This window comes from Serratia ficaria (assembly GCF_900187015.1).
Classification (GTDB): domain Bacteria; phylum Pseudomonadota; class Gammaproteobacteria; order Enterobacterales; family Enterobacteriaceae; genus Serratia; species Serratia ficaria.
In genome coordinates, this window is sequence record NZ_LT906479.1 from 2,846,158 (window position 1) to 2,857,380 (window position 11,223).

Annotated in this window: 12 protein-coding genes; 3 read left to right on the forward strand and 9 right to left on the reverse strand. The window is 57.9% G+C overall.

The window, feature by feature from the left end:
• Positions 1–96 precede the first annotated feature (96 nt).
• Together yciH and pyrF are read right to left on the reverse strand one after the other, a co-directional pair.
• A complete protein-coding gene (gene yciH / locus CKW09_RS13435; protein WP_061795111.1) occupies positions 97–423 on the reverse strand; it encodes a stress response translation initiation inhibitor YciH in 327 nt (108 codons plus the stop codon).
• 11 nt (positions 424–434) lie between these two features.
• Positions 435–1,163 (reverse strand): orotidine-5'-phosphate decarboxylase, encoded by a 729-nt coding sequence (pyrF, locus tag CKW09_RS13440; RefSeq protein WP_095097763.1) that lies wholly within the window; start codon positions 1,161–1,163, stop codon positions 435–437.
• A 329-nt stretch (positions 1,164–1,492) separates the two neighbouring features.
• On the opposite strand from pyrF, the gene bhsA reads away from it, so the two are divergent.
• Together bhsA and CKW09_RS13450 are read left to right on the forward strand one after the other, a co-directional pair.
• On the forward strand, positions 1,493–1,753 hold the full coding sequence (gene bhsA, locus CKW09_RS13445; protein ID WP_061795109.1) for a multiple stress resistance protein BhsA: 261 nt from the start codon (positions 1,493–1,495) through the stop codon (positions 1,751–1,753).
• A gap of 173 nt (positions 1,754–1,926) precedes the next feature.
• Positions 1,927–2,214 (forward strand): Arc family DNA-binding protein, encoded by a 288-nt coding sequence (locus CKW09_RS13450; protein ID WP_061795108.1) that lies wholly within the window; start codon positions 1,927–1,929, stop codon positions 2,212–2,214.
• Positions 2,215–2,272: 58 nt separating this feature from the next.
• Here CKW09_RS13450 and lapB read toward each other — a convergent pair whose 3' ends face one another.
• The 3 genes from lapB to pgpB form a co-directional block, all read right to left on the reverse strand.
• Positions 2,273–3,445: a lipopolysaccharide assembly protein LapB gene (lapB, locus tag CKW09_RS13455; RefSeq protein ID WP_061795107.1), complete on the reverse strand. Its 1,173-nt coding sequence runs from the start codon at positions 3,443–3,445 to the stop codon at positions 2,273–2,275.
• A gap of 6 nt (positions 3,446–3,451) precedes the next feature.
• Positions 3,452–3,754, reverse strand: a complete 303-nt coding sequence (locus tag CKW09_RS13460; RefSeq protein ID WP_061795106.1) for a LapA family protein — start codon at positions 3,752–3,754, stop codon at positions 3,452–3,454.
• 296 nt (positions 3,755–4,050) lie between these two features.
• Entirely contained in the window at positions 4,051–4,815 is a 765-nt protein-coding gene (gene pgpB, locus CKW09_RS13465; RefSeq protein WP_061795105.1) for a phosphatidylglycerophosphatase B, read from the reverse strand.
• Between the two features lie 279 nt (positions 4,816–5,094).
• On the opposite strand from pgpB, the gene ribA reads away from it, so the two are divergent.
• Entirely contained in the window at positions 5,095–5,688 is a 594-nt protein-coding gene (gene ribA / locus CKW09_RS13470) for a GTP cyclohydrolase II (protein WP_061795104.1), read from the forward strand.
• A 51-nt stretch (positions 5,689–5,739) separates the two neighbouring features.
• On the opposite strand, the gene acnA is transcribed toward ribA, so the two are convergent.
• The 4 genes from acnA to cysB all read right to left on the reverse strand — a co-directional run bounded on the left by acnA (position 5,740) and on the right by cysB (position 10,904).
• On the reverse strand, positions 5,740–8,412 hold the full coding sequence (gene acnA / locus CKW09_RS13475; protein WP_095097766.1) for an aconitate hydratase AcnA: 2,673 nt from the start codon (positions 8,410–8,412) through the stop codon (positions 5,740–5,742).
• 562 nt (positions 8,413–8,974) lie between these two features.
• Positions 8,975–9,220, reverse strand: coding sequence for a hypothetical protein (locus CKW09_RS13485; RefSeq protein ID WP_095097772.1), 246 nt, complete (start codon positions 9,218–9,220; stop codon positions 8,975–8,977).
• Positions 9,213–9,632, reverse strand: a complete 420-nt coding sequence (locus tag CKW09_RS13490) for a DUF2778 domain-containing protein (protein WP_231922044.1) — start codon at positions 9,630–9,632, stop codon at positions 9,213–9,215. Before CKW09_RS13490 ends, CKW09_RS13485 begins: the two co-directional genes overlap by 8 nt.
• Positions 9,633–9,929: 297 nt before the next feature.
• A complete protein-coding gene (gene cysB, locus CKW09_RS13495) occupies positions 9,930–10,904 on the reverse strand; it encodes an HTH-type transcriptional regulator CysB (RefSeq protein ID WP_061795101.1) in 975 nt (324 codons plus the stop codon).
• Positions 10,905–11,223 lie beyond the last annotated feature (319 nt).

Below are 11,223 nucleotides of genomic sequence, written 5' to 3' on the forward strand. Positions count from 1 at the left end.
ATTGAGTCTATGGCTTTTCGCCGTTACGGGTCTCGGCCCGGCAGCTATTACCCTTAAGCCATGCCGCAGCGTTGCACCGCGGCATGGCGCTCCGCCTTAACCGCCCGCCAGCTTGACCTTCATGCCCTTGGCTTCCAGCAGCTGTTTCAGCAGGTCGCGCTTATCGCCCTGGATTTCGATCACGCCATCCTTGACCGAACCGCCGCAGCCGCACTTCTTTTTCAGCTCGGCCGCCAGCTTGTCCAGCGCCGCGTCATCCAGATCCACGCCGGTGATCAGGCATACGCCCTTGCCCTTGCGCCCGCTGGTCTGGCGCTGAAGGCGCACGATGCCGTCGCCCTTGGCGCGCTGCGGCTTGGCCTCTTCCTGTTTGATGCGCCCGCTGTCGGTGGAGTACACCAGGCGGCTGTTGTCGTCGTTCATCGGCTTTCCCCTCAGGCCAGTGACGTGCGGATGGCGCGCAGCGTGGCGGCCGGATCGGCGGATTGGGTGATCGGGCGGCCGATCACCATGTAATCAACGCCGGCGGCCTGCGCCTGCACCGGCGTCATGATGCGGCGCTGATCGCCGGCGGCGCTGCCTTCAGGACGAATGCCCGGCGTCACCAGCTGGAATTGCTGACCACAGGCCGCCTTCAGCCGCTGCGCTTCGTGGGCGGAACACACCACGCCATCCAGACCGCAGTCTCGGGTCAGGCGCGCCAGCCGTTCGGCGTGTTCCGCCGGGCTGACGTCGATGCCGATGCCGCGCAGATCCTCCGCCTCCATGCTGGTCAATACGGTCACGGCTATCAGCAATGGCGCAGCAGAGCCATACGGCAGCAGCGCCTGTTTGGCGGCGGTCATCATGCGCGCACCGCCGCTGGCGTGGACGTTGACCATCCAAACGCCCAGCTCAGCCGCCGCGGCCACCGCGTGCGCGGTGGTGTTGGGAATATCGTGAAACTTCAGATCGAGGAATACCTCGAAACCGCGCGCGTGCAGATCACGCACCAGCTGCGGCCCAAACAGGGTGAACATCTCTTTGCCCACTTTTAACCGGCAGTCCTGCGGATCGATACGGTCGGCGAACGCCAGCGCGGCGTCCCGGTCGGCGTAATCCAGCGCGACGACGATCGGAGATGATTTTAAGTCATTGTTATTAATGTTATTTTCAGACTTCATTTCTTCTACCTTCTATAAAATGGACATAATCAGGGTATAACCCGCCAAACTGACCGCCGCATTCTACATGCCGGCCGGCAGAAATCCCAGCCGCAGCACGCCAGGCGATTAAGTAATGTTAATCCCGGTCTGAGTCATCGAACGTCAGCGAAGGCGCGATGGCGATAACCCAACCAACGTAAAGCGTCGTAAAGACGTGTAAATACTCGATCAGATATTTTGAATGAGATTATCAGCATTATCAGATTTTAAAGCTGCGCAGATGCTTTATTATTCATCACATCGGAAGCGAACGGCTTCCCTCCTAAATGAATAGACTGGAGTCACCCATGAAAAGCATCAAATATTTTGCGGCCGCAACGGCCATCGCCCTGAGCTCTTTCGCCACCCTGGCCGCTGAGCCGGTTAACCTGCAGCAGGCCGACGGCCTGACCGCCGCCGGCGTCGTGTCCGCCGGCCATGCGACCACCCTCAGCGGCCTTGAAGCCAAACTGGCCGCCAAAGCCGACGCGCAAGGCGCCAGCAGCTATCGCATCGTCTCTGCAGGCGGCAACAACATGCTGAGCGGCACCGCGGTTATTTACAAATAAGTTCCCCCTGGTACAGGGCCCGGCACGCCGGGCCCTGCCTGTATTTCTCGCCGCCGATCGCTCAATCCTCCCCCGCCAAAATGTTACATGAATATTAAATTTTTATTACACACTAGACACCCGGTCGCCGGTGGCTTAGCTTGAAGGCATCTTCCCGCAGAAAGGCTTTCAAAATGAGCGAGATATCTACACTAACCATTAAAATTCCTCTGGAACTTAAAGAGAAAATCCGCGCCGCCGCCGCCGACAACGAATTCTCGCTGAGCGCCGAAGTGTGCCAACGGCTGGAAAACAGCTTCGCCGCGCCGAGCAAAGCGGCCAAGAAGCCGGCCGAGCTGCAGCATGACGAGATTGATAATCAGGGTATCGAAGAGCAGAACGAGCAGCCGCTGAGCCAAAAGGAGCTGAAGAAACTGCGTCAGCTGTTGAAGAGCGGCGCCAAGGGCGGCAAGAAGAAGTAATAAAACGCGAACATAATAACGGGGCGAATCTTCGCCCCTTTTTATTGGTTATCGATCGCTACTGCCCGTCCAGGCCGCGGATCGGTTTAACCGATGACCAGGCCCGGCATGACGGGCAATGCCAGTAAAGCGAATGGGCGGTAAAACCGCATTTGTGGCAGCGGTAACGCGGCTTGGTGCGGATCTGTTCGCCGACCATGTCGCGCAGCAGCAGCAGGCTCTCTTTTGCCCGGCCGTCTTCGGCGTCCGCCAGATGGTAATCCATCAGCCGGTAGAATACGCGCATGGTAGGATGGCGCTGCAGCTGACGGTTGATGTACACCTGCACCACGTCGCGCCCCTCATGCTGTTCGATAATCTCCGCCAGCATCAGCTCGGCGGTGGCGCCGGTGTTTTCCTCCACGCAACGCTTGAGGAAGTCGGCCCAATCCTGCTGCTGATTCGGCAGGTGCTGGTAGCACTCGTGCAGCATCGGCAGGGTTTCGCTGACCAGTTCCTTATCCTGGCTCAGCACCCGCTGCAGCGATTCTATCGCCTTGCCATAGTCGTTTTGCGCCATGTATATGCGCCCGAACATGATCGACACGCGCGCGCACTGTTTATCCGCCGCGGCGGCGCGCTTCAACAGGCTCATCGCCTTGTCGAGATCGTCGCTGCCCATCGCCTGCAGCGCCAGCTCACAGTAAAAATGAGCGATCTCGACGCGTTGTTTCTCCTTGCCCAGCTTGACCAGCCGCTCGGCCACGTCGATCGCCTTCAGCCAGTCGCTGGTGGCCTGGTGGATCACCAACAGCTGCTGCAGCGCTGAAATGCGGAAATCTTCTTCGCCAATCAGTTGGCTGAACATATCCTCGGCGCGATCGTACAGGCCGGCGGCCATATAGTCGCGGCCCAGCTGCTGCACCGCCAACAGGCGTTGTTCGAAGGTGAGAGAAGCGCTTTCCATCAGCGCCTGATGGATGCGGATAGCGCGGTCGACTTCGCCGCGCGAACGGAACAGGTTACCCAACGTCAGGTGGGCCTCGACGGTATTGCTGTCCTCTTTCAACATGTCGAGGAACAGGTCGACCGCTTTGTCCTGCTGGTTGGAAAGCAGGAAGTTCACCCCGGCCACGTATTCGCGCGACAGGCGGTTAGCCTCCTGCTGTTTATCCTGCTGAGCACTTCTGCGCCCCATGTACCAACCGTACGCGGCAGCCACAGGCAGCAACAGAAACAGCAGTTCTAACATAGAGGATTATTCCTTGCTGACAACGGGCTGAGCCGCTGGCTCGGCAGGCTGTTCAAGCTGCAGCTCCAGCCTTTTGATTTTGCGTTCGGCGCGCCCCAGCGCAATGCGGGTGCGCAGATAGAACAGGCCGCAAATGATCCAGCCAAGGACAAAACCGGCGCCGAACAGCGCAGCCAGCAGGGTCGAAACGCGATAGTCGCCCTGCGCAATTAAGTAGTTAAAACTCACTACCTGATCGTTATGCGCGCCTAACGTGACGGAAATCACGAAGATCACCAGAACCAACAAAAAAATCAGCAAATATTTCACATTCTTTCCCGCATGCCGAGTTAATCGGATGAACTATGCCAATACGTGGCGTCCCTAACCATTAAGTTAGCATTTCACATCGTGGCAGGGAAACCCTGCGGCACGATAAAACCACATATCTGCCGGCATATTCGGCAGTAAACGACGCTGCCGCGCAAATTAATGAGAAAGCTTCTCAAAATAGCGGATTTATAACGATATGGGGGCGGCGGAGCGAATTGCAATGGCGGCCAAATGTAAGCGGTTAATGCGGCGCCGTTTCGGCGCCGCAGATAAGTGACGCAGTCACAAAATCGTTACTTCTCCGGCTTGCGCGCCGCAATTTCCTGCTGTTCCTGCGGCGGCGGCGCCAATGGCCCGAACCAGCGCTGCGCCAGCCAACAGGCGACGGTGACCAACAGCCAGCTGATCAGCGTCGCCATCGCCAGATCGCGTGGCCAGTGCATGCCCAGCAACAGGCGGCTGCCCATGACGCCGGCCGCCCACAGCATCAGCAGCGCCACGGTTTTATAATGGCGGCGCGGCCACAGCAGCCCCACCCCCAGCAGCGCCCAGGTGGCGGCGAACATCGTATGCCCCGACGGGAAAGCGAAGCCGGTTTCAAACTGCCAGTGCTTGCGCAGCCAGCTCGGCACCAGCGGCTGATCCTGCAGCTGCTCGCCCACCAGCGCGCTGCGCTCCTTGCGGTGCAGCGAATAGAAGTATTTTCCGTCCACGCCGTGATTCTGCTCCAGCCACACCACGAACGGCCGCGGCTCCTGCACCCGATCCTTTATCAGCGATTTGACGCCCTGGCCGATCAATACCGCGGCGGAAAGCAAAATCACCAGGCCGATGGCCGCCTTGAGACGAAAGCGCAGGCACCACAGAAACCAGGCGCTGAGAATGACGCTGGTGAGAACGCCCCAGGGCGAAGTGACGGTTTCCGTGACCCAGTAAAGCCCCCTGAGCAGCCGTTCATTGCCGCCCGGCTGCCATTGCCAGCCGGACACCCACACCGCCAGGGGCATCAACAGCAGCAGCAGAGCGCCGCCCGCGGTGCGTTTCGCTATCTCATACATTCCATTTTTCCTCTGCGTGAATCAGGCTGCAGTGTAACAATGTTGCAATATCGATAACACGCGAAAAATTAAACAGATAAGCAACCTATTGCAATAATAGCCGGCGTTAATACGCCATCTGCTGCTTTGCTGAGCACCGCCGGGCAAGAAGTTGTGGCAAAATAGCCGATAATTAACGAAATAGAGATCGGCGTAGCACGTTTTAGTACTGGTCAGTTCGCTGCACCGGACGTAGGATGCGCAACAATGATTGAATCGGATGCGTTTGTGGAGAGTGACATGCAGCTTAAACGGGTGGCAGAGGCTAAACTGCCGACACCTTGGGGCGACTTCCTGATGGTAGGATTCGAAGAATTGGCGACCGGTCACGACCATCTGGCGTTGGTTTTTGGTGATATTTCTGGCGAAACGCCGGTGCTCGCGCGCGTGCATTCCGAGTGTCTGACCGGTGACGCGTTGTTCAGCCTGCGCTGCGACTGCGGCTTCCAGCTGGAAGCCGCGCTGGAGCACATCGCCGAAGAAGGCCGCGGCATTCTGCTCTACCACCGTCAGGAAGGCCGCAATATCGGCCTGCTGAACAAGATCCGCGCCTATGCCCTGCAGGACAAGGGCGCCGATACCGTGGAAGCCAACCACCAGCTCGGCTTCGCCGCCGACGAACGCGACTTCACCCTGTGCGCCGACATGTTCAAGCTGCTGGGCGTAGACGCGGTGCGTTTGCTGACCAACAACCCGAAAAAGGTTGAGATCCTGACCGAGGCCGGCATCAACATCACCGAGCGCGTGCCGTTGATCGTCGGGCGCAACCCGAAGAACGAGCGTTATCTGGCCACCAAGGCCGCCAAAATGGGTCACCTGCTGGACCAGAAATAACACCGCCGCGGCGGAAACAATCAGGGCGCCTTGCGGCGCCCTTTTTATTGCTTACAGCATTTTCCTGATCACGTAGTGCAGGATGCCGTCGTTCTCGTAGTAAACCAGCTCATTGCCGGTGTCGATGCGGCAGCGGGTGTTGACCACTTCCTGTCGGCCGTCGGCGTAGGTGATGTGCACCGGCACCGTCTGGCCCGGCTGCAGCGTTTGCAGCCCGCTGACGCTGATCCGCTCGTCGCCGCTCAGGCCCAGCGTTTTACGCGTGACGCCCTGCGGGAACTCCAGCGGCAGAATGCCCATGCCGATCAGGTTGGAGCGGTGAATACGTTCGAACGATTCGGCGATCACCACCCGCACCCCCAGCAAGCGCGGCCCCTTCGCCGCCCAGTCGCGGCTGGAGCCGGAGCCGTACTCTTTGCCGGCGATCACCGCCAGCGGCACCTTTTCCTGCTGGTACCGCATGGCGGCGTCATAAATCGACAGCGGGGCCTGCGACGGGATGTGGCGGGTATAACCGCCCTCAACGCCCGGCACCATTTCGTTGCGGATGCGGATATTGGCGAAGGTGCCGCGCATCATCACTTCATGGTTGCCGCGCCGCGAGCCGTAGGAGTTGAAGTCCTGCGGCGCCACGCCGTGCTCGCTGAGATAGCGCCCCGCCGGGCTGTCGTTCTTGATGTTCCCCGCCGGCGAGATGTGGTCGGTGGTCACCGAGTCTGCCAGGATGGCCAGAATGCGCGCGTCCTTGATGTCCCGCACCGGATCCGGCTGCACTTTCATGGTGCTGAAGAACGGCGGATGACGAATGTAGGTGGAGTCATCCTGCCACTGATAGGTCGCCGAACCGGTCACCTGGATAGACTGCCAGTTGGCGTCGCCATCGAACACCTCGCCATATTCCTTGTGGAACATCTCGGTGCGCACCTCTTCCACCGCCTGAGCGATGTCCTTGCTGCTCGGCCAGATATCTTTCAGGAACACCGGCTGACCGTCGTTACCCTCGCCCAGCGGCTCCGCGGTGAGGTCTATCTTCATGCTGCCCGCCAGCGCGTAGGCCACCACCAGCGGCGGCGAGGCCAGCCAGTTGGTTTTCACCAGCGGATGGATGCGGCCTTCGAAGTTACGGTTGCCGGACAACACCGCGCCCACGGTCAGATCGCCCTCTTTAATCGCCTGTTCGATCGGATCCGGCAGCGGCCCGGAGTTACCGATACAGGTGGTGCAGCCGTAACCCACCAGGTTAAAGCCGAGCTCTTCCAGATAGGCCGTCAGTTTGGCGCTGTCGAAATAGTCGGTTACCACCTTGGAACCCGGCGCCAGCGAGGTTTTGACCCATGGCTTGGTGCGCAGGCCCTTTTTGACCGCGTTTTTCGCCAGCAGCCCGGCCGCCATCATTACGCTCGGGTTGGAGGTGTTGGTACAAGAGGTGATGGCGGCAATCACGACCGCGCCGTTGTGCAACTCATGCTGCCGGCCATCCAGGGTAAAGGTTTTGCTTTCGGCCTTGGCCTGCTGGCCGCCGATGTCCAGCTCGGTCGCCGCCTGGAACGCCTGCGGCACATTTGGCAGCGCCACGCGATCCTGCGGGCGTTTCGGGCCCGCCAGGCTGGCTTCCACCGTCGACATATCCAACGCCAGCGAGCTGGTAAACACCGGTTCGTCGCCCGGGTTGCGCCACATGCCCTGCGCCTTGGCGTAGGCTTCCACCAGCGCGATTTGCTCTTCGCTGCGGCCGCTGAGCTTCATATAGCCCAGGGTGACGTCATCCACCGGGAAGAAGCCGCAGGTAGCGCCGAACTCCGGCGACATGTTGGCGATGGTCGCCCGGTCCGCCAGCGGCAGATCGGCCAGGCCGTCGCCGTAGAATTCGACAAACTTGCCGACGACCCCGTGCTTGCGCAGCATTTGGGTGACGGTCAACACCAGGTCGGTGGCGGTGATGCCTTCGCTGAGCTTGCCGGTCAGCTTGAAGCCGACCACGTCGGGGATCAGCATCGACACCGGCTGGCCCAGCATCGCCGCTTCGGCTTCGATGCCGCCCACGCCCCAGCCGAGAATGCCCAGGCCGTTGATCATGGTGGTATGGGAGTCGGTGCCCACCAAGGTATCCGGATAGGCGATGCGTCGGCCGCTTTCGTCGCTGTGCCAGACGGTCTGGCCGAGGTATTCCAGGTTCACCTGGTGGCAGATGCCGGTACCCGGCGGCACCACGCGGAAGCGGTTGAAGGCTTTTTGCCCCCAGCGCAGGAAGGTGTAACGTTCATGATTGCGCTGCATTTCGATGCGCACGTTTTCTTCAAAGGCGTCGTCGTCGCCGAACTCGTCGACGGTGACCGAGTGGTCAATCACCAGATCCACCGGCGACAACGGATTCACCTGGTCGACGTTGCCGCCGAGGCGCTGCACCGCTTCGCGCATCGCCGCCAGATCCACCACCGCCGGCACGCCGGTAAAGTCCTGCATCAGTACGCGCGCCGGGCGGTAGGCAATCTCGCGGTCGGCATGGCCGCTTTGCAGCCAACCGACGATGGCTTTCAGGTCGTCAACCTGCACGGTGTCGCCATCCACATGGCGCAGCAGGTTTTCCAACAGCACTTTCATTGATTTGGGCAGCCGGTCGATATCCCCCAACTGCTTCGCCGCCAGCGGCAAGCTGTAATAGTAATACTCGCTATTCAGCGCAACCAGCTTATCCATACTCGCTTCACTAAGATCGGACGACATAGCTCCTCCATTTCTTATTATGACTAAAACAGGGTAATCACTGAGGTCTTGTTTAAAGATACCACAAAGAGGCATTAACGTTTTGATAACAACACGTTTTGATCAGAACGATAGGTGGAAACAATCAGGGACGGGGAAGTTGCTGTCTGGCCAAAGGGTTAGATTCAACGCGGGCCGTCGGCACAAAAAGCGGCAAGGATGATTGCTCGCGTCCGCCGTCATCAAACCGCTCGCTTTAGCTGCGCGCCAGAGAACGCTGTATCCGCCGGATGAGGACCATTAAAATAAGGGCGATAACGGCGGACACACCCAATTTAATGAGGATGACGGCGGTATCGTAGTTGTTCATTGACACTTCACCGTCACCGCTGATTTCTATGTTATTGGATACGAAACCGTTGCAAACGCCATCGGGGAGGAAGAACAACAGAAGGAGGGTTAACCATAAAAACAAGACGATCCACAGGCTCTTTTTGCGGTACCGGGGTCGGCTCGGAAGTGAGAGCGTTCAGAATTTCTAACACTCCCTCGGAAGTGTCTAAATCACGCTCGACGACTCAGATCATTTCTTAATCACGCGTCTAGCGATAGCCATCAGGATGACAGTTACAATCAGCATGTAAACCAGTACAACAGTCAGGAACGCCGGATCAAACTCTCCATCGCTCATTGCCCAGTTGGCGGAGTTCATCCAATCCCCTATCTGATTCACTGTTGTATCCACCAGCCACTTCAGAGGCGATATCTTGTTGAGGATGAAAAACGATGCAACGAAGCACACAACAAACAGCATTAAATTCTTAAACATCACATGCCTCATAATTTGCCGTGCCTGTCACATCTACCCGACCATAAGCCAATATTCCTTTTCGTGAGCCAGGTATCTTGAACTTTTTACGTTGGATGATTGCCTGCCGGAATCGATTGAAGTCAGGAATGTTGAAGAAAGTAATGCAGCCATGCGACTCACCTTTTCCGTCTGGCCCCAACGGATGAATGCGAAAACCACCGCGATCTTTACCGTTCACCCACAGACTATCCGTTAGCGTTTGGAAGTTGTACAGCCCAAACCAGCTATTGTGATTTGTACCATTCCATAGATCCTTACCGAGAGCCTCTAGCCGATTACGCATACTGCCTAATGGGCGATCCACAATCCAGTACTGGCCAGGCGGTAACGCCGCCTTTTCTCTGAATGAGCAATCTGGACGGTTTAGCATACTCGGCTTACCGGAGAATACTGGGAAGGCGCTTACGCCATACACGTGAAGCGTTAGCACACGGCGATCTGACGAAGCAGTGTTGTAGTCGAGCCTGCATATCTGCATAACATTGGATTTCCCTATTCAATTTGTTTGGCCGCTCTGGAGTATGCCTGGCTGCAAACGTATTGAAAACAAGGGAAGTGTTTTTCAGGATGATCCTGAGAAACGTCAGAACTAACCGATTTCTGCCCCAAACGAAAACAGGAGAGGTTTGCCCTCTCCCGTGTTGTGAGCGGATAGCGATTTACCGGCTTACTTGCTCGGCAGCTTGATGTCCTTGAACATCAGTTCGATCTCTTCGTTGGAGCGCAACGCCACGGCGTTGTCGACCACGTCGCGCGTCAGGTGCGGAGCGAAACGCTGGATGAAATCATACATGTAGCTGCGCAGGAAGGTGCTGCGGCGGAAACCGATCTTGGTGGTGCTGTAGGTAAAGATATCGCGCGCATCTACCGTTACCAGATCCGGATCCTGCACCGGGTCCACCGCCATGCTGGCGATGACCCCCACCCCCAACCCCAGGCGAACGTAGGTTTTAATCACGTCGGCGTCGGTGGCGGTGAAGACGATGCGCGGCGTCAGGCCGGCGCGGTTGAACGCGGTGTCCAGCTCCGAGCGGCCGGTAAAGCCGAAGGTATAGGTGACGATCGGGTAAGCGGCCAGCTCTTCAATGGTAATGTGACTTTTGCCGGCCAACGGATGATCGGGCTTCACTACCACCGCGCGATTCCAGTGGTAGCACGGCAGCATGATTAAATCGTCATACAGGTGCAGCGCTTCGGTGGCGATGGCGAAATCGGCGGTGCCTTTGGAAACCGCTTCGGCAATCTGCGTCGGCGAGCCCTGATGCATGTGCAGCGACACGCGCGGATAGCGCTCGATAAAGCCTTTGATCACGTTAGGCAAGGCGTAGCGCGCCTGGGTGTGCGTGGTGGCGACGTACAGCGAGCCCTTATCCGGGTAGGTGTGCTCGCCGGCGACGGCTTTGATCGCATCCACCTTGGACAGCACTTCGCGCGCAATGCGGATTATTTCCTGGCCAGCCGGGGTAACCTGGGTCAGGTGCTTGCCGCTGCGGGCAAAAATCTGGATGCCCAGCTCATCCTCCAGCATGCGCACCTGTTTACTGATGCCGGGTTGCGAGGTGTAAAGCCCTTCTGCCGTCGAGGAGACATTCAGGTTGTGGTTAACCACTTCCACGATGTAACGAAGCTGCTGCAATTTCATATCTTATACCATCCTAGGTTAAACACTGCGGCTTACCCGCAGCCAGGTATATCGGTGTCGCCCCGGTATGCTGAAAGTAACAAGCCTTAAACACAGTGTTTCACCCAGATGCTGAAGAAAACGCCGTCGTTAATAAGCTTTAATCATAAAAAAACTTTTTATATAACCACTATATCACGCCGCAGCTTCAAGTATAGATCCGCGTCACACTATGATAACGATTATTTTGCATTGCTATCAACGTGAAACCCAGCCCCCGGTGGACCAAAAGCAGCAAAGGATAGATCCCTTTTCGGAGTTTCTTCAACAAAAAACCAGC

Coding starts and splice junctions, on each gene's coding strand:
- yciH (WP_061795111.1), bottom strand. CDS start 423: ATGAACGACGACAACAGCCGCCTGGTGTACTCCACCGACAGCGGGCGC.
- pyrF (WP_095097763.1), bottom strand. CDS start 1,163: ATGAAGTCTGAAAATAACATTAATAACAATGACTTAAAATCATCTCCG.
- bhsA (WP_061795109.1), top strand. CDS start 1,493: ATGAAAAGCATCAAATATTTTGCGGCCGCAACGGCCATCGCCCTGAGC.
- CKW09_RS13450 (WP_061795108.1), top strand. CDS start 1,927: ATGAGCGAGATATCTACACTAACCATTAAAATTCCTCTGGAACTTAAA.
- lapB (WP_061795107.1), bottom strand. CDS start 3,445: ATGTTAGAACTGCTGTTTCTGTTGCTGCCTGTGGCTGCCGCGTACGGT.
- pgpB (WP_061795105.1), bottom strand. CDS start 4,815: ATGTATGAGATAGCGAAACGCACCGCGGGCGGCGCTCTGCTGCTGCTG.
- ribA (WP_061795104.1), top strand. CDS start 5,095: ATGCAGCTTAAACGGGTGGCAGAGGCTAAACTGCCGACACCTTGGGGC.
- acnA (WP_095097766.1), bottom strand. CDS start 8,412: ATGTCGTCCGATCTTAGTGAAGCGAGTATGGATAAGCTGGTTGCGCTG.
- CKW09_RS13485 (WP_095097772.1), bottom strand. CDS start 9,220: ATGTTTAAGAATTTAATGCTGTTTGTTGTGTGCTTCGTTGCATCGTTT.
- CKW09_RS13490 (WP_231922044.1), bottom strand. CDS start 9,632: ATGCTAAACCGTCCAGATTGCTCATTCAGAGAAAAGGCGGCGTTACCG.
- cysB (WP_061795101.1), bottom strand. CDS start 10,904: ATGAAATTGCAGCAGCTTCGTTACATCGTGGAAGTGGTTAACCACAAC.